The following is an 18,862-nucleotide window of genomic DNA, read 5'->3' as shown; positions in this document are numbered from 1 at the left end:
CGATTAATGTGTATTAATATTTTGCTGAGAGCGTATGCAACTAGCAAAAGCATAGTTTGAATTAATAGTATTATTATTAAAATAATAACTCATTTACTTTAGCAGAAATTTTGTTATATTGTCAACTAGGTTTACAAAAAGTTATTCTATTTTCCAATCCATTTTCATAATTTCTATTAATTTATGAACGTTATCTTCACCAATTGTTTCTAAAATTTGCTGTTCTAACAACGCTTTATGTTGTTTACTTTCAAGATAACAAGATTCTCCAAGAGCGGTTAATTGTATGGACTTTTCTTTCTTGTTGCCTTCAACATCATGTATATCGACAAGGCCTTTGTCGTTTAATTGTTTTACAAATTTATGAACAGCTTGTCTAGAGATATTAACGTGTTTGTTAATATATGCCATCGTTCTTTTATGTTTATAAATTTTAGCCATAATGTACCATTCAGATCCGGAAATATGCATGTCATGTGTTTCGTTCCACATATTTTCTATTTTTGAACGTACAAGTCCGTGACGTTCACTAATTAAATCAAATAAATCTAGTTCTTGTAATTCACTATTTGATATCACACTTAAAACCTCAACTTTCCAACGTATGAATTGACTCAACTATTCCGAAATATTTTTTTAATATGGCTTTATATTGATCACGTTTGAAGCTTTCTTTTTGTTTATGATTTTGAGACGTAATGGTTAAATGATCAGAAGACATGCTAACTCTACCATATTCTGTGGCCATTGTAATAATAAGCTTCTGAACGAATATTGAATCAGGATTGTGTTCATTATAATCTAAATGTTCTATAAAGAAGTCCCAAGGTCTACCGATTTCATTTGTTAAATAAGATGTGCGCCATGATTGGTCATCTAACTGTTTTTGAAGGTGAATGACACTATCTTCGTTTAAAATAGCACGATAATGACCATTAACATCATCAATGACTTGAATATTATCTGGATCAGAGATTGGAATAGCTTTTGTTGGTAAATCACCAAATCCTACGTCTGCAATATAAGGTTGATCTAAATGTACGATTGTCGACATATGTGAACCGTCTCTACTCCAATTGTCATCTGGTGTATGAATTGTTCCTGATACACGATCAACCTTAAATCCCTTTTCTTTTAAATAATATTGAAAAATCGTATTTAATTCATAACAAAATCCGCCACGGTGGCGATGAACAATTTTGTTAAATAAATCATCAACATTTACTGATATCGGTTCTTTATTTTGAACGCTAATATTTTCAAAAGGTACAGTGTACATAAATCTTTCGATATAGTGGTTCAAAGTGCGTAAATCAGCTTGATTAAAAAATTCCGTGTCTATTTTTAAGTAGTCTTCAAATTGTAAAATATTCAACTAATAACCTCCTATTTAAAACATAATTCTATTATAAAGGATACATGGATAGAATATGTTAATATAAAATTGATATACAACGTTATTTTAAAGAAAGCTAGGTCATGCATATGAGAATTGGTACCATTTCAGATTTGCATATAGATAGAAGTAAAGATTATTATCCTCAAGATTTTGAGTATATTTTAGCTCATGAAATTACACATTTGAATTTAGACCTTTTATTAATAGCGGGTGATGTTTCAAATCATTATTTACAGACGATGCAGTTTGTTCAAAATGTTAAGCGTCATTCTAAAGTTGAAGTGCTGTTTATACCTGGCAATCATGATTATTGGAAAAAAGATCAAGAAGAAAAAAGTTCATATGAAATTTTTGAATATTATAAAGCACAACCTGAAAGTATTATAGCAAATCCATACATTGTGAATGAAGATTGGGCGATTGTCGGACATAGTGGTTGGTATGATTATAGCTTTGCAGATCAAAATAAATTTAGTATGGAAAGGCTAGAACGGAGAAAATATTACGGCTCTACATGGTTAGATAAAGAACATATCGATTGGGGAAAATCAGACTTAGAAATGTCTCGATTAGCTGCAGAATCCGTAAAAAATGATTTAGAACAGGTAAAAGATAAAAATATTATATTAATGACGCATATTGTGACCAATCGAAAATTTGCAGTCCCAATGCCACATAGAATTTTTGATTATTTTAATGCATTTATAGGTACATCAGACTTTGATAAATTTTATGAAGTTTATCCGATCAAATACAGCATTATGGGTCATGTGCATTTCCGTAATATAATAGAAGAAAGTGGTATTCAATATATATGTCCATGTCTCGGATATCAAAGAGAGTGGCGAACGACTGATTTAGCAACTGAAATTAAAAATACAATACAAGTTATCGAAATATAAAAACATATATCGAAGAAAATTTATGATTATAATAGGTGATTAAATGAAAAAGTATATATCATTATTTATCATAGCAGGTAGTGTGCATGCGCTATTTTCATTGTATTGGGGACTTGGTGGAGAAGCGGGTCTCATAACAGTTGGATCATGGGTCTTTACATTAAGTGCACAGTTTGGCATATGGATTAACATCGCGCTGTTGATAATAGGGGTATTTAAATTTTTAGCGACCATCGTGCCATTAACATTAACAAATCATTTTGATAAGAAAATATATATCATATCTTTAATTGGAAGTATTTTTCTCATGATATATGGCGGATTAAACATGATTATTGGCATATTAAAGATGTGTGAAATAATCGAGAACCATAACTATTTTACAACCTTTGGACAAGCATTCGTGTGGGATCCATTATTTTTATTGTGGGGAATCGGATTGTTCGGATATGTTATGAAAGTGAAACAGAATAGATAAAGGAAAACGCCACTGGCAGGAGCTAGTGGCGTTTTTTGTCGTATAAGATGATGATGTTTGAATGTTGTTAGGGACAGAATTCTGAGAAATGTCCGTAAGAGAGCAACCATCTAATTACCAGAATTCAGAATAATGATAGTTAGCCACAACCTGAACACCACCATCCATACTTATTATTTCTGCTCTTGTAATTTTTTCGCGATTTGTTGTATTTCTTGTATTTGTTTCGTAGTGGATTTAATACCACCTGATGAGAAGTACCATGATTTTGCGTCTAAGTTTATGATTTGATTATTTTTTACGGCATCTACGTCTTTAAGTACGTCGTTTCCTAGTACTTTCTTACTTGTTCCTTTTCCGTCTGTTGCTTTGTCTCTATCCATTGAGAATATGACTTCTGGATTTTTTGAAGCGACATATTCAAAGCTGACGGGTTGGCCGTGTGGATTTGGTTTGACTTTCTTATCTGCTGGTTTAAATCCAAGTTGATCGTAGAGTAGACCACCGAATCTTCCACCTGGTCCGTAAGTAGATAATTCACCTTGACTTGTAAGCAGTAGCATGACACTGTTATCTATATTTTTAACTGATTTCTTCGCTTTTTGTTCTTCGTTTTTTAGTTGATCTGTAAGTTCTTTAGCTTTCTTTTCTTCTCCAAAAATTTTGCCGAGTTTCGTCGTATTATCTGATACTGATTTTATGACAGCATTATCATCTGACCCTATATAAAGTAATGATGCGTTAGGGGCAGCTTTCTTAAATTCTTTTAATGTTTCGCTACTTGCTGTACGATTTGAAAAGATAATTAAATCTGGGTCGATTTCAGCTATTTTTTCAAAATTCGGTTTTCCTAATTCACCTACATTTGTATATTTATCTTTCGTAAATGATTTTAATTCTTTAGGCAACATTGAGTCACTTGAACCTATTGAAATACCGGCTACATTATTTTCTTTACCGAGTGCTTTTATGATATCTGTTGCACCGTAATCAAATGTGACGACTTTTTTAGGATCTTTTGTGACTTTGACTTTTTCCTCTTTTTGTTCTGCATCTCTTCCGTCTTTGTATTTACCACGTAATTCATATTTTTGAGTAACTGTGACCGTTTCTTTCTTACTGTTTGAATCACTTGTTCCTTTTGTTTGACCACATGCTGCTAATAAAAGTGTGATGACCATTAGTAAAAGTAACTTCTTCATTATGTATGCTCCTTTATTTTAATATATTTATTGATGGAACGACTTTAAATAAACCTGTTGATTCTATCATGAATTTTAAAATTCTGACATGACTCATTCCTGTAAAGACAACCGTTTTATCATGGTTGAGCGCATTTTTCATAATGTGATTTGCCATAAATTGATTACGTTCTGACCATTCGAGGGAAAAGGCTATACCAGGACTATCTGCAAGTGAACGAATGGCAAAAACTTGTTCTAAAGGAATGACTGTATCATGATATTCAGTTAATTGTTCATATAATGATAAATCTTGTGCCTTTTTATTTTGATGACTTTGTTTTGCCTCGTTTAAAAGTTGGTATATTATAGGGTTATCATTTTCAAGGTATTCATCTGCAAAGGCTGCACGAATTTTACGTGTTTGCATTTGATTGTTGTCGATTGGTATAACAGTTGGTAATTTTAATTTCAATGCGAGTGGTATCGCTAAAAAATGATGTTCGTTTAGTTGAAGCGGCAATTGTTTACGAGATAGTAGATTAAAGTCTTTAAGCAATTGTCCTTTATTTTTAATATCCCATTCAATAGCGATTAAATCTGGATTGTATTGCTGTAATTTATTCAAAATGACGTTAGCATCTTCTATGTAACGTTGATAGGATTCTAAAAAATATTGATTGCTTTGGTCTAACCGAATATGTGGTGTACCAATAATGCAAATTTCTCTTTGTGCCAATTTGACACCTCCTTAATTGATAATCGTTATCAATTATACAGTAACACTTTTATAAATACAATGTTGCTATTATTTTAAGATAATTAAATAATAATGTTATAATTAAATAATAGAAAATTTAGATTCAGGAAAGGGTTGGCAGAATGTTTTTAGCTTGGAATGAAATGAGACGAAATAAGACGAAGTTTGGTCTAATCATTGGCGTATTAATTATGATTAGCTATCTTTTATTCTTATTATCGGGGTTAGCAAACGGTTTGATGAATATGAATAGAGAAGCAGTAGATTTATGGAAAGCAGATGCAATTGTTTTGAATAAAGATGCCAATCAAACAGTTGCACAATCATCTATTAATACAGATGATGTAAAAGGCAAATTTGATAAAAGTGAAGGCTTAAAGCAAACGGCTGTTATTGCTTCAGACGGTAAAAACAAAGAGAATGCCACAGTCTTTGGTATCGATGGAAAAGGCTTCCTAATGCCTAAAATAGAAGACGGCAAACTGTTTGAGAAAGATAATGAAGTCGTTGCAGATCATACTTTAAAAACAAAAGGATTCAAAATCGGGGATACATTAACACTTTCAAATAGTGATGAAGAATTAAAAATTGTCGGTTTCTCAGTAAGTTCTAAATTTAATGCATCACCTGTCTTATTTACAAATAATGAAACGATTGGGAAATTAAATCCGATGTTAAAAGGCGATAAGATCAATGCGCTAGTCGTTAAAGATAAAAATTGGAAAGATGTTGAATTGAACAAAGATTTAGAAGTAGATGACATTGAATCATTTATTACGAAACTACCAGGCTATCAAGCGCAAAATTTAACATTAAACTTTATGATTGTGTTCTTATTTGCGATTTCAGCAATGGTTATAGGTATATTCTTATACATTATTACGTTACAAAAGAGAAATTTATTTGGTGTCTTAAAAGCGCAAGGATTAACGAATGGCTTTTTAGCGCGTTCAGTCATGAGTCAAACTATTATTATTGCTTTAATCGGTACATTGATTGGCTTTGGATTAACGATGTTAACAGGATCGTTCTTACCAGAGGCAGTACCTATCAAATTTGATTATTTAACAATGTTGTTATATGGCATCGTGCTTATTATCGTCGCAATTTTAGGTAGTTTATTCTCAGTATTAAGCATTCGAAAAGTAGAACCATTGAAAGTCATTAGTTAGGAGGCGGAATCATGTTAGCATTTGAGAATGTAACAAAGTCATTTAAAGACGGTAATAGAACGATAGAAGCAGTGAAATCAACTAACTTTAAACTAGAAAAAGGCGAACTAGTTGCCATTATTGGACCATCCGGGTCAGGGAAAAGTACACTGTTAACAATGGCGGGTGCACTACAGTTACCATCAGAAGGTACAGTATCTTTAAATGGTCAAAATATTAATCATTATAATGAAAAACAATTATCTAAACTTCGATTAAAAGAAATCGGATTTATACTTCAAACAAGTAATTTAATACCGTTTTTAACCGTTCAACAACAATTTGAATTACTTAAAAAAGTGAAAAAAGATGTTATGAATGAAGATGAACATACTAGGCTATTGAAACAACTCGGTTTGGATAAAATTTTATCCCAATTACCAAGTGAAATATCAGGCGGTCAAAAACAAAGAGTCGCTATCGCTAAAGCACTTTATACAAATCCATCCATTATACTAGCAGACGAACCTACTGCATCATTAGATACAGAAAATGCAATAGAAGTAATGGAAATATTGAGAAGAGAAACAAAAGAATTAAATAAATTATGTATTATCGTAACGCACGATCAAAGACTGACATCATATTGTGATAAAGTATTTAAAATGGTAGATGGTGAGTTGAAAGAAGAATAACGAGGTTGATTTAATAGAATAAAAAGTAAGAGGCTAGGATATTGATGATATCCTAGCCTCTTACTTTTTATTCATAACTTTTTAATGCTTTTTCCATGATGTCCCAAGCTAAGTCTACGTTCACTTCTGTAGCGAAATAGGCATTAGGTTCTTGTTTATAAGTATTATGCAAATCAACAGACATTGTGCCATATGTGAGTTCACTTTGATGTTCGATTTGAATAAATGTTTTTTGTAATGTGAATATTTCAGGATGCAGTAAATATAAAATTGTACAAGCATCATGGATAGGACCTCCGTCCATATCGAATTGCGATTTATATGTAGATTTAAAGAACTTTAAGAGTTCAACTACGAAATGTGATATTGGATTATCGATTTGATGAAATCTTTCAATAACAGCATCGTCTGCTAATAATTGATGTGTTACATCTAATCCGAATACTACAACTGGGATACCACTTTCAAATACTTTTTTAGCTGCTTCTGCATCAACCCAAATATTAAACTCCGCTGTAGGGGTCCAGTTCCCAAACGTTCCACCTCCCATAATGACGATTTCTTCTATATTATGAGCAATCTTAGGTTCTTGAATAAGTGCCATCGCAACATTTGTTAAAGGTCCTGTTGCTACGAGTGTTATAGGATCGTTACTGTTTAATACTTCTTCAATTATGACATTTACACCATGCTGATTTGTAGGCTTTAAGTTTGGAACTTTCGGTAATTCAGGACCATCTAAGCCACTTTCACCATGAATACTTTCAGCAAATGCAGCTTTCTTGATTAAAGGTCTGTCCGCACCGACTGAAACAGGAATGTCGGCTCTATTCATAATATCTAATACGTTTAAAGCGTTTGTTGTATTCTTATCTACTGATTGATTTCCCGCAACAGTTGTCACTGCTAAGATATTTAATGGGCTAGATTGAGCACCAGCCAATATTAATGCGATAGCATCGTCATGCCCAGGATCACAATCCATGATGATTTTTCTATTTTGTAACATTTAAACACGTCCTCTAATTTAATTTATGCCTTAATTCCATTATACTAAAGCGTTTTCAACTAAACAAAATAAACCGACTATAAAAATTATTCTAAATAAGGTCTTGTATTTTAATAGATATACGTATATAATTTTAAATCGTAAACGTTACTATTTGTAAAAGGAGTGTACGAAATGAAAAAATGGATTGGGGTATTAACAGTTGTTTTTGCAATTTGTATGGTATTAGCAGGCTGTAATCAAACAGATAGCAAAAATAATGATTCTGATAAATTAAAGGTTAAGACGACGGTTTACCCATTGAAATCTTTTATAGAACAAATTGGCGGTAAGCATGTAGAAGTAGAATCTATTTATCCTGCAGGAACAGATTTACATAGTTATGAACCAACGCAAAAAGATATTTTAAACGCGAGTAAAGCGGATTTATTTGTTTATACAGGAGACGATTTAGATCCAGTAGCAAAGAAAATTGCCTCAACTATTAAAAAGGATGATAAAAAATTATCACTTCAAAATAGTATGGATCAATCTGAACTTTTAACAGATCAACATGAACATGGTCATGAGCATGGGGAAGGTCACGATGAAGATGAACATCATGAACATGGAGAAGAGCATGAAGAACACGAGCACGAACATGAACATCATCACCACGGTGGATTTGATCCTCACGTATGGTTAGATCCTAAAATTGACCAAGAAATGATTAAAGGAATTAAAGATGAATTAATTAAGAAAGATCCAGACCATAAAGCAGATTATGAGAAAAATTATAAAAAATTAAATAATGAATTATCGGATATCGATCAATCATTAAAAGATGCTACTAAAGGTCATGAAGGCCATACAGTATTTATATCACATGAATCTTTAGGTTACTTAGCTAATCGTTATGGATTTGTACAAAAAGGTGTTCAAAGTATGAATGCTGAAGATCCATCACAAAAAGAATTAACTGAAATTGTTAAAGAAATTAAAGATACAGATGCGAAATATATCTTATATGAAAGCAATATCTCATCAAAAATTACAGACACAATTCGTAAAGAAACAGATGCTAAACCATTAACATTTAATAATATGGAATCTTTAACGAAAGAACAATTAAAAGAAAAAGACCTTTCATATCAATCATTAATGAAGGAAAATATTAAAAATATCGAAAAATCATTAAATGACAAGATTACAACAAAAGATGACAAGAAAGCTGAATCTCATGATAAAGCAATTGAAAAAGGGTATTTCAAAGATTCACAAGTAAAAGACCGTAAACTATCAGATTATGAAGGTGACTGGCAGTCAGTATATCCATATTTAAAAGACGGCACACTTGATGAAGTCTTCGAACATAAAGCTGAAGAAGATGGTAAGATGTCTGAAAAAGAATATAAAGCTTATTATGATAAAGGCTATAAAACAGATGTTGAGAACATCAAAATTGAAGGCAATAAAATCAGTTTCACTAAAGAAGGTAAAACAACAACTGGAGAATATGAGTACGATGGCTATGATATCTTGAAATATGAAAAAGGTAATAGAGGCGTAAGATACACATTTAAATTAAAAGGTGAATCAAACGATAATTTACCGAAATATGTACAGTTTAGCGATCACAATATTTATCCTAAAAAAGCTGCACATTTCCATATATTCACTGGCAATGATAAAGTTAAAGTCTTAAAAGAATTAGATAACTGGCCAACATATTATCCAGCTAAATTATCTAAAGACGAAGTAAAAGAAGAAATGTTAGCACATTAAAGCAAAGAACCTGAGACCACGGTGGTCTCAGGTTCTTTTATATATAATGTAATTATTTTTGGCACTACTATACTTACATCATATCGAATACTTAAATATAAGTCTACTTTTTATATAAATGATTGCTATACTAAATTTAATAAAAGGGGGATGTTAAAATGACAAATATTTATGATCAAGATGATTTCTTTGAAGGTTATAAACAAAAGAGAAATCATGCATTAAGTTATAACGAAGTTGTTGAAATGCCTGAAATAAAGCGGTTAATGCCAGATTTAGAAGGCAAAACAGTACTTGATATTGGCTGTGGTATGGGGCATTTGATTGCGCATATGTTGAAGTTAAATCCTAAACATATTACAGGAATTGATGAGTCACTTAATATGATTAGCGCAAGTCGCGAAAAATTCAATTCTAACAATGTCTCGTTATATCATGAATCATTTATGGCGTTTCAGACGAATGAAAGGTATGATGTAATCGTATCTTCTCTTGTATTTCATTATATTGAAGATTTTAAACGATGTGCCGAGAAGTTGAATCAGCTATTAAATAGTGGTGGCACGTTACTATTTACAATGGAACATCCCATACAAACAGCTACTAAAGATCCGGAAGTCGTACAAGAAGATGACAAAGGGATGTTTTTACGAATGGAACATTATTTTGATGAGTCTACTCGCTCAGCAAATTGGTTAGGTGCTGATGTTTATAAATATCATCATACGATTGAAACAATCTTCAATAATTTAATAGAAAATGACTTTGAAATCCAATGTGTAAAAGACCTCGGGCAGTCTGAGGAAGTATTTAAAATGTATGATCAAGCTCGTATCAATAAGTTGAAACAATTTCCACCATTTCTATTAGTAAAAGCAAAGAAAAAGTAGAATAGGACCAGTTAATATTTATAAAAAAGCACACATATAAAGTTAGATGTTTTTTAACTTTATATGTGTGCTTAAAATGATGATAACTAATATTTTATTTCATTGATTTCAGTTGTTTTAAGATGATTTCTCTTTGTTTTTCTAGAGAAATTGGATCATTATATTGCGTTTGTTGTAAATCTAATTCGATAACATGGTTATTTTTAACTGCATCAAGGTTTTTCCAATTAGTTGTTTGAGTGAATTGTGGTGTTTCTCCCATTGTTGCTAGGATAATATAATCACCTGTATAATCAGAAAGTTCTTCTTCAGATGGAGTTGCCATATAAGCATTCTTTGTTTCTTTTTCTAATTTTTCAGGTTGTGCCATTCCGTAACCACCGTAAACAATCTCTGTACCACGTCCATAGTTTTTACCGAAAGCTGTTAGACCTTTTGGAGTTGATTGAAGGACAGTAATAGTTTTACCGTCTACTTTATCGCCTAACGTTTTTTTATCTTTTTTGAGTTTTTCTTCCCACTCTTTTATCCATTTTTCTGCTTTGTCTTGTTCATTTACAATTTCCCCGAGTTCTTTAGTAGCAGCTTTGTAATCTGATTTCATAGCATCCATTTGGACAGTTGGTGCAATTTTTTTGAGTTTATTAATGTTTTTATCTTCTTTAGTAGTGATGATTAAATCTGGCTTTGTTTTAGCAATATCTTCAACATTATTTTGACCTAACATTTTTGCACCTTTAGTTGCATCAGATAAAGTTTTATTTTGCTTTACAAAATCAATGACGCCAATTGGTTTATGGCCAAATTCAACTAATGCACCTATGTATGTAGGGTGTAATACGACAATTCTTTTCGGATCTTTAGGTATTTTAATTTTTTCACCATCATCTTGTTTAAATACTTTAGTATCAGATAAAGAATCTGATTTTGTTTCTGACGACTTTTCTTTAGTATCTGAATTATTACTACAAGCTGCCAAGAAAAATAATAAACATAAACTAAATATAAATAATTTTTTCATAAAAAAACCTCCCATTTTTTGATAATGATAATCAATATCATTTAAATTATAGCAATTAAAGTTAATTATTCAATACTTTATTTTTAAATTTATTTGACTTTGTCATTTTTTAACTATATCTTTGGTTTGTGTTAGTAAAAGAAGGGGTGAATATTTTGGTTAAACGATTAATTAGTGCAAATACGTCTGATATTTTGAACTTTTCATCAGAGGAATTGAAGCAAAGTATTAAGGCGAGTGAAGGTAGAACGGTACTTAGCGAGAATGTTGTCGTACATACGCCTGCTCTAGTTCAAGATATTACAAATGCGGAAATGGCAACTGCTTTTGGAGCAGATATGATTTTACTGAATGCTTTAGATGTCAATGAACCAGTGATTAAAGGTCTTTACCATGAAGCTTATAAAGGTACTGGCAATTCTGTTCAAGATTTAAAGAAACTTATCGGCAGACCTATTGGGGTAAATTTAGAACCAGTTGATGATAAAGCGAATATGGCAGAAGTTAAACTGGATATTTCTGCGGGTAGAAAAGCGACTAAAGAAACTTTTATACGAGCTGAAAAATTAGGTTTTGATTTTGTATGTTTAACTGGGAATCCAGCAACAGGCGTTACAAACAATCATATTTTAGAAGCGATTAAAGTAGGAAAATCTCATTTTAATGGACTTATTATTGCGGGTAAAATGCACGGATCAGGTGTAGATGAGCCGGTAGTTAATTTAGAAGCTATAACGAATTTTGTAGAAGCTGGGGCAGATATTATATTAGTGCCTGCAGTTGGAACAGTATGGGGTGTCAGTGAAGAAGAGGTGAGAGAAGCTGTTCAAGTTGCACATAATCATGGGGCACTAGTGATGAGTGCAATCGGTACATCTCAAGAAGGTTCGGATGAGGCGACGATTAGAGAAATGGCTATTAAAAATAAAACATTAGGCGTTGATATTCAACATATAGGAGATGCAGGGTATGGTGGATTAGCACCAGTCGAGAACATATATGCATTAAGTAAAGCCATAAGAGGGCAACGTCATACAGTATCTAGAATAGCAAGATCAATCAATAGATAAATAAGAATGAAGAGAGGATGAGACAGTGTGGGCTGTCTCATCCTTTTCATATTTGTTTGGAAAGGTAGTATCGGTCCAGAAATAGGAAATATGGACCGATAAAAAAATTTACCGGTCCAGAAATAGGAAATATGGAGCGATAAAAAAATTTACCGGTCCAGAAACAGGGTTTGCAGGCCGATAAATAAAAATATCGACCCGAAAACAGGATTTGCAGGCCGATAAAAATAAGTATCGACCCGAAAACAGGGTTTGCAGGCCGATAAATAAAAATATCGACCCGAAAACGAGATTTACAGCCCGATAAAAAATTTTATCGACCCGAAAACTTCATGTAACTATAATCTGCTATCCAATCACCACAATAAAACATCCAAATCTGCATAAAATCTACCTATTATAAAAGACTTCCGTAATACTACGGAACTTTTCGATATGCTACTCATTTATGAAAACGTTTACAATAAAATTGTATTAAGAAATGTTTGATTAAAGGAGGAAGGTTTCAATGTCAAAACTACCAGAGGATTTTTTATGGGGAGGTGCTGTAGCGGCGCATCAACTTGAAGGTGCTTGGCAAGAAGATGGTAAAGGAATCAGTGTTGCAGATGTTATGACTGCAGCTTCTCACGGGAAACATCGAGAAATTACAGACGGCGTTATTGAAGGTAAATATTATCCAAACCATGAAGCAATTGATTTTTATCATCGATATAAAGAGGATATTCAATTATTTAGTGAAATGGGCTTTAAATGTTTCAGAACTTCGATTGCATGGTCAAGAATTTTTCCGAATGGCGATGACCGAGAACCTAATGAACAAGGTTTAGCATTCTATGATGATTTATTTGATGAGTGTTTGAAGCATGGGATTGAACCTGTCGTAACATTGTCTCACTTTGAATTACCTTATCATCTTGTAACTGAATATGGTGGCTTTCGTAATAGGAAAGTGATTGATTTCTTCGTTCGCTTTGCAACAGTTTGTTTTGAAAGATATAAAGACAAAGTTAAATATTGGATGACTTTCAATGAGATTAATAACCAAGCTAACTTTGATGAAGATTTTGCGCCATTTACGAACTCAGGCGTGAAATATCAACCAGGTGAAAATCGTGAACAAATTATGTATCAAGCAGCACATTATGAATTGGTTGCGAGCGCTCAAGCAACAAAAATTGGTCATGACATTAATCCAGACTTTGAAATAGGGTGCATGATAGCAATGTGTCCAATATATCCAGCAACTTGTAATCCGAAAGATATCTTAATGGCTCAAAAAGCGATGCAAAAGAGATATTACTTTACGGATGTCCATGTTCATGGTGCATATCCAGGTTATATGACACAGTATTTCAAAGATAAATCTTTCAATTTAGATATTACAAATCAAGATATTGAAGATTTGAAACAAGGCACAGTTGACTACATTGGCTTTAGTTATTACATGTCATTCGCAATTTCACATGAGAAATCTAACGATAAATATGATTATGTTGAAACACGTGATTTAGTAAAAAATGACTATGTACAAGCTTCAGATTGGGGATGGCAAATTGATCCAGAAGGCTTAAGATATGCGATGAACTGGTTTACAGATATGTATCATTTACCATTGTTTATTGTTGAAAATGGCTTCGGTGCAATTGATCAACTTAGCGAAGACGGTATTGTTCATGATGATTATAGAATTGAATATTTAAAATCACACATCGAACAATTTATCAAAGCTGTCGATGAAGATGGTGTCGATTTAATGGGATATACACCATGGGGTTGTATAGATTTAGTATCTGCAGGAACTGGTGAGATGAAAAAGAGATACGGCTTTATTTACGTAGATAAAGATAATGAAGGTCACGGCACGTTAGACCGTTCTAAAAAAGATTCATTCTATTGGTACAAAGAAGTTATTGCAAGTAACGGCGAACAATTATAACATTTGGAGGTTTTTATTATGAAAAAAGCGTTAATTATATGTGCAGCAGGTATGTCATCATCACTTATGGCTAAAAAAACAACGAGTTACTTACAAGAAAAAGGACATGACATTGAAGTCGATGCCGTTTCAGCAAATGAAGGCGGGAAAATGATTGAAAAACAATCTTTCGATTTATATTTAGTGAGTCCACAAACTAAAATGTATTTTAAAAAGTTAAAAGAAGCTGGAGATAGAGTTAATAAACCAGTAGTAAATATCCCGCCACAAGCGTATGTTCCGATTCCAATGGGCATTGAAAAATTGGCAAGTGTAATTTTGCAAGACATAGAATAATCAGTATAATATTCTCTATGAAATGAGGGAAGCTTATGCTTAGTCAAAGAGAAATAGATATACTCAGTTATTTATCACAGCGACGTAATGAATTTGTCAAAAGCTCAGAAATTGCAACGATCTTGCAACTCTCAGATAGAACGATTCGAAAATATATCAAAACCCTTAAACCTGAAATTGAAAAAAATGGTGCAACTTTGATTGCTAAACAAGGGTATGGTTATCAACTCAAAATCAATTTAATGATTGAATTTGAAAACTTTTTAAAAAGATATTTGAGCACTAAATCTGTGAATCAAGAAAGTATCAATGATTCAAAAGATAGACAATATTATATTTTGAATTTATTACTTTTTAATAAGACAGCTATTACGATTGAGCAATTAAGCGAACAATTATTTATCTCGAGATCCACAATATCTCACGATATCGCAAATATAAAAAAGGTTATTGGACAATATAACTTAGAACTCGTGAGTAAACAGCAACATGGAATTGTAATTGCTGGAGATGAACGAGATAAACGACATTTTATAATGGATTATTTCTTAGGAAATAGTTTTTTTCATTCTATTAATAAATATTTTCAAGATACGCCACTTTTGCAGCAAATTAATATGGAAGAGTTGGCAATCATTGTTGTAGATGAAACGAGAGAATCTAAAGTATATTTATCAGATTATATACTCCAAAATCTTGTACTACATTTAGGACTGATGATTAGAAGACTGTTAGATGGGCATTGTTTAAAAACAATTGCTTCTAATGAAGAGGTATTAACAGAAAATGAATTGTCAGTCGCGAGAAAAATTTTAAATCGTGTTGAACGTATTTATCAAATATCGTTTCCAGAAGAAGAAGCGAAGTATATCAGTTTGCATATTATGAGCAAAGGTTCAAAACAACAAGAAAGCGATGAAGAGAGTGATTTATCTCATCGTGTGTCTCAAATATTAGGAAAAATAGAAGCGGATATTGGATTTCCAATGTCGTCAGACAGTCAATTATTGTATGGGCTTGTTACCCATTTACAACCGTTGATTAAACGGATTCGCAATAATATCCACTTGGAAAATCCGATTTTGAATGACATTAAATCACAAAATGAAGCGTCACTTACGATGACAAAAAAATATTTTGGTGAATTAGAAGAGTTAAAAGACCAAGATGTCAGTGAAGGAGAATGGGCGTATTTAACATTACATTTACTTGCAGCTATTGAAAAATATTACCAAAGAGAAAAGTTAAATGTCCTCGTTATTTGTGCAACTGGTTATGGTAGTGCACAGATGTTAAAGGTTCGAGTAGAAAGAGAATTTAGTTTGCAGATGAATATCGTTGATGTGATTAGTTACTATGAAATAACAGACGAAAAATTAGAAAATATTGATTTAATTATTTCATCTATTGATTTATCAACCATCGTATTTAAAGTACCTGTCATACAAGTGAATGTATTACTCAATGATCAAGATATTAAGAAAATTAATACATTTGTTCATCATCATGATTCAAAATTCTCATATAATCATGTGTTAGAAGAGAATATGGCACTTGAACAATATAGTTCTTTCTTTAGTCAATATTGTAGTGAACATGCGTTTAATTATATCGAAGAACCAATCACTAAACATCAGCTATATCAGCTTTTGATCAAGCAATTAAGTATTAAAGAAGAGCCTTGTTTTGAAGAGAAGTTGAAACGACAACTTCGTTATAGAGAAGAGTTGAGTACAGTTGTATTCAGTGATGAAGTAGCTGTTCCACATACAGCACAGCCAGTCGGAGATTATTCAAGTATAGCCGTAGCACTTGTACCTGGCGGGGTGTATTGGAATGAACAGTTTCCAAATATTAAGCTAATCATTATGTTATCACCTTCAAAATATAACGACAATGAGCTCAAAACGATCATCGATATTATCGTGAACCTCATAGATTCAGATGACAAAATTTCTGAACTTATGAATTGTAAGGATTATAACAGCTTTAAAAACTATATGATTGGTCAATATCACAAGTAAAGGGAGTTAGTCTATGGAACAAGAAGAAATTCAAGTTGTTGCTTTTGAAATTATTTTACATAGTGGGATTGCGCGTACAAATATACATGATGCTTTTAAAAATATGCGTGAAAACAACTATGAAGAAGCGGAACAACTATTAGATGAAGCAAACCAAGAGATTACGTTAGCGCATCAATCTCAAACGGATTTACTACAAAAATATGCATCAGGTGAGTCTATTAATATGGAAATTATTATGGTTCATGCACAAGATCATCTCATGACAACAATGACGTTAAAAGAAGTCGCAATTGAGATGTTGTATTTGTATCAAAAAGTAAATGATGCAGTATAAACGAGGGATGAAAAATGGATCAAGAAACAAAAAATAAAATTGAAAAAAATAGAAGAGAAACAAGTCTCAAAGCTATGTACTTCAATCGATTTTTATTAGTGAGATATATGTCTGCTTTGTTCTTCTTTTCTAATTTATATTGGTTTTTTACACTTGTGATGAGTCGCTCTTTAGCATTGATACTGCCACTTGTGTTGATGATTGTGATTTTGATCAGCGTTGCAGAACAAGTCAGAATGTATGGTAATCATACAAATCAAGCGAAATATACTTATTATTGCTTTTTAAGTATAAGCGCAGTCAATCTATTGCTTATACCAATTATATTATTCACACCATTATTCCAATATTTATATCCATTTATTGTGGATCAATCAGCATCTCGACTTTTCGTAGTTAGCATATTGGTATGTGGTTTATGTATCAGTGGATTCATCTTATTTAGATTACACAATATTCGACACAATAAAGACTGGCATTATAAACGACTACAAAAATTTGAAAATGCACTGAACTAATCAAAGAAAAGGGGTCTTGATATGGGATCAGAAAATAAAGTTTTTGCTTTTTTAGAGAAGTATTTAATGGGTCCAATGGGGAAAATTGCTTCATTTAGAATTGTAAGAGCGATTATGGCAGCTGGTATGGCATGTATACCTTTTACAATTGTAGGGTCAATGTTTTTAGTGTTAAACGTTATTCCACAGACTTTTACGTTTTTAGAAGGATTTTGGAATAGCACATTTTTAAAAATTGGTGATTTGTACATGTTAGCCAATAAAGCAACGATGGGGATACTAGCCTTGTATTTCTGTTTAGTTATTGGTTATGAATATACTAAAATTTACGCAGATGAAGAAGATTTAGATGTTAATCCACTTAACGGTGCATTATTGTCTATGTTTGCTTATTTTATGGCCATTCCACAGTTAGTAATGGATGACGGTAAAATGGTCTTAGTTAATATTATGAAAAAAGATGTCAATATCTTTAATGGTTGGGAAATGTCTGGTGATGGTGTCAGTAGGCTAGGTACGACCGGGATATTCACAGCAATTATCATGTCTATTATAGCCGTTCAATTATATAGACTATGTGTGAAACGTCAATGGATTATTAAAATGCCAGAAGCGGTACCAGAAGGGGTTTCAAGATCATTTACAGCATTAATTCCAGCATTCTTAGTTGCTTTCGTTATACTGGCGTTTACGGGAATATTAGTAGCTTTTGATACGGATATTTTCAAAATTATTGCTGTACCATTTGGATTTGTTGTTAACTTAACAAGTAGTTGGATTGGTATACTCGTGATTTACTTCTTAATTCATGCACTTTGGATTGTAGGTATTCACGGCGCAAATATTATCAGTGCTTTTATTACACCAATTGTTTTATCAAACATGCAATTAAATATTGAAGGGGCGAATATTCCATTTGCAGGAGAATTCCAGAACTCATTCGTTGTTATGGGTGGATCAGGTGCGACATTAGGACTATGTGTGTTTATCGCATTTTTAGCTAAATCAGAGCAACTACGTGTATTAGGAAAAGCATCATTAGCACCAGGATTATTTAACATTAATGAACCACTTGTATTTGGATTACCAATTGTTTATAACCCATTCTTAGCCATTCCATTTTTCCTAGCACCAATGGTATCAGCTTCAATAGGGTATTGGACAATTAAATTAGAAATTGTGAAACCAATTATTGCACAAGTACCATGGCCATCACCGATTGGATTTGGGGCATTTATTGGAACAGCAGGAAGTTTAATGGCAGTACTTGTTTCATTAATTTGTGGATTTGTAGCATTCTTAATCTGGTTCCCATTTATTAAGATATATGATAAAAAATTAGTAGAACAAGAAAAAGGAAATGACGCATTAATATAGAAGTTTGAGAT

General features: G+C 32.3%; 19 protein-coding genes. 13 read left to right on the top strand and 6 right to left on the bottom strand.

Features of this window, described 5'->3' with window-relative positions:
• Positions 1 to 141 precede the first annotated feature (141 nt).
• The gene (locus tag CD035_RS05585; protein WP_048541743.1) at positions 142 to 579 is read right to left on the bottom strand and encodes a MarR family winged helix-turn-helix transcriptional regulator; all 438 of its coding nucleotides are present in this window, start codon (positions 577 to 579) and stop codon (positions 142 to 144) included.
• Positions 580 to 589: 10 nt separating this feature from the next.
• The gene (locus CD035_RS05580; protein WP_048541745.1) at positions 590 to 1,375 is read right to left on the bottom strand and encodes an arylamine N-acetyltransferase family protein; all 786 of its coding nucleotides are present in this window, start codon (positions 1,373 to 1,375) and stop codon (positions 590 to 592) included.
• A 110-nt stretch (positions 1,376 to 1,485) separates the two neighbouring features.
• Between CD035_RS05580 and CD035_RS05575 the strand changes: the two genes are divergently transcribed.
• Together CD035_RS05575 and CD035_RS05570 are read left to right on the top strand one after the other, a co-directional pair.
• Positions 1,486 to 2,301 (top strand): metallophosphoesterase, encoded by an 816-nt coding sequence (locus tag CD035_RS05575; protein WP_048541906.1) that lies wholly within the window; start codon positions 1,486 to 1,488, stop codon positions 2,299 to 2,301.
• Between the two features lie 43 nt (positions 2,302 to 2,344).
• On the top strand, positions 2,345 to 2,779 hold the full coding sequence (locus CD035_RS05570; protein WP_048541748.1) for a DUF3995 domain-containing protein: 435 nt from the start codon (positions 2,345 to 2,347) through the stop codon (positions 2,777 to 2,779).
• A 173-nt stretch (positions 2,780 to 2,952) separates the two neighbouring features.
• Here CD035_RS05570 and CD035_RS05565 read toward each other — a convergent pair whose 3' ends face one another.
• Both CD035_RS05565 and CD035_RS05560 read right to left on the bottom strand, forming a co-directional pair.
• The gene (locus tag CD035_RS05565; protein ID WP_048541750.1) at positions 2,953 to 3,981 is read right to left on the bottom strand and encodes a siderophore ABC transporter substrate-binding protein; all 1,029 of its coding nucleotides are present in this window, start codon (positions 3,979 to 3,981) and stop codon (positions 2,953 to 2,955) included.
• Positions 3,982 to 3,994: 13 nt separating this feature from the next.
• Positions 3,995 to 4,699, bottom strand: coding sequence for a DUF5694 domain-containing protein (locus CD035_RS05560; protein WP_048541752.1), 705 nt, complete (start codon positions 4,697 to 4,699; stop codon positions 3,995 to 3,997).
• A 143-nt stretch (positions 4,700 to 4,842) separates the two neighbouring features.
• On the opposite strand from CD035_RS05560, the gene CD035_RS05555 reads away from it, so the two are divergent.
• Both CD035_RS05555 and CD035_RS05550 read left to right on the top strand, forming a co-directional pair.
• On the top strand, positions 4,843 to 5,892 hold the full coding sequence (locus tag CD035_RS05555) for an ABC transporter permease (protein ID WP_048541754.1): 1,050 nt from the start codon (positions 4,843 to 4,845) through the stop codon (positions 5,890 to 5,892).
• Positions 5,893 to 5,903: 11 nt separating this feature from the next.
• Positions 5,904 to 6,566, top strand: coding sequence for an ABC transporter ATP-binding protein (locus tag CD035_RS05550; protein WP_048541755.1), 663 nt, complete (start codon positions 5,904 to 5,906; stop codon positions 6,564 to 6,566).
• A 67-nt stretch (positions 6,567 to 6,633) separates the two neighbouring features.
• Here the strand turns inward: CD035_RS05550 and CD035_RS05545 are convergent, their stop codons facing one another.
• On the bottom strand, positions 6,634 to 7,575 hold the full coding sequence (locus CD035_RS05545; protein WP_048541757.1) for a nucleoside hydrolase: 942 nt from the start codon (positions 7,573 to 7,575) through the stop codon (positions 6,634 to 6,636).
• Positions 7,576 to 7,749: 174 nt separating this feature from the next.
• On the opposite strand from CD035_RS05545, the gene adcA reads away from it, so the two are divergent.
• Positions 7,750 to 9,339, top strand: coding sequence for a zinc ABC transporter substrate-binding lipoprotein AdcA (adcA, locus tag CD035_RS05540; protein WP_048541759.1), 1,590 nt, complete (start codon positions 7,750 to 7,752; stop codon positions 9,337 to 9,339).
• Between the two features lie 158 nt (positions 9,340 to 9,497).
• Positions 9,498 to 10,229 carry a class I SAM-dependent methyltransferase gene (locus tag CD035_RS05535; protein WP_048541761.1) on the top strand — a complete coding sequence of 244 codons (732 nt, stop codon included), beginning with the start codon at positions 9,498 to 9,500 and terminating at the stop codon, positions 10,227 to 10,229.
• A 94-nt stretch (positions 10,230 to 10,323) separates the two neighbouring features.
• On the opposite strand, the gene CD035_RS05530 is transcribed toward CD035_RS05535, so the two are convergent.
• Positions 10,324 to 11,250, bottom strand: a complete 927-nt coding sequence (locus tag CD035_RS05530; protein ID WP_048541763.1) for an ABC transporter substrate-binding protein — start codon at positions 11,248 to 11,250, stop codon at positions 10,324 to 10,326.
• Between the two features lie 155 nt (positions 11,251 to 11,405).
• Here CD035_RS05530 and CD035_RS05525 point away from each other — a divergent pair, with 155 nt between their 5' ends.
• From CD035_RS05525 to celB, 7 genes are all read left to right on the top strand, one after another.
• Positions 11,406 to 12,320, top strand: coding sequence for a DUF7916 family protein (locus CD035_RS05525; protein ID WP_048541764.1), 915 nt, complete (start codon positions 11,406 to 11,408; stop codon positions 12,318 to 12,320).
• A 508-nt stretch (positions 12,321 to 12,828) separates the two neighbouring features.
• A complete protein-coding gene (locus tag CD035_RS05520; RefSeq protein WP_048541765.1) occupies positions 12,829 to 14,259 on the top strand; it encodes a 6-phospho-beta-glucosidase in 1,431 nt (476 codons plus the stop codon).
• Between the two features lie 18 nt (positions 14,260 to 14,277).
• The gene (locus tag CD035_RS05515) at positions 14,278 to 14,595 is read left to right on the top strand and encodes a PTS cellobiose transporter subunit IIB (RefSeq protein WP_037589330.1); all 318 of its coding nucleotides are present in this window, start codon (positions 14,278 to 14,280) and stop codon (positions 14,593 to 14,595) included.
• 35 nt (positions 14,596 to 14,630) lie between these two features.
• Positions 14,631 to 16,619 (top strand): BglG family transcription antiterminator, encoded by a 1,989-nt coding sequence (locus CD035_RS05510; RefSeq protein ID WP_048541768.1) that lies wholly within the window; start codon positions 14,631 to 14,633, stop codon positions 16,617 to 16,619.
• A gap of 13 nt (positions 16,620 to 16,632) precedes the next feature.
• Positions 16,633 to 16,956 (top strand): PTS cellobiose transporter subunit IIA, encoded by a 324-nt coding sequence (locus CD035_RS05505; protein ID WP_048541770.1) that lies wholly within the window; start codon positions 16,633 to 16,635, stop codon positions 16,954 to 16,956.
• A gap of 14 nt (positions 16,957 to 16,970) precedes the next feature.
• On the top strand, positions 16,971 to 17,474 hold the full coding sequence (locus CD035_RS05500; RefSeq protein WP_048541772.1) for a hypothetical protein: 504 nt from the start codon (positions 16,971 to 16,973) through the stop codon (positions 17,472 to 17,474).
• Positions 17,475 to 17,495: 21 nt separating this feature from the next.
• Positions 17,496 to 18,851 (top strand): PTS cellobiose transporter subunit IIC, encoded by a 1,356-nt coding sequence (gene celB / locus CD035_RS05495; RefSeq protein WP_048541774.1) that lies wholly within the window; start codon positions 17,496 to 17,498, stop codon positions 18,849 to 18,851.
• The last annotated feature ends 11 nt before the right edge of the window (positions 18,852 to 18,862 follow it).

The sequence above is a fragment of the Mammaliicoccus sciuri genome (assembly GCF_002901825.1).
GTDB classification, from domain to species: domain Bacteria; phylum Bacillota; class Bacilli; order Staphylococcales; family Staphylococcaceae; genus Mammaliicoccus; species Mammaliicoccus sciuri.
Note: the sequence above shows the minus strand (reverse complement) of the source record. Positions and strands in the feature narration are given on the sequence as shown.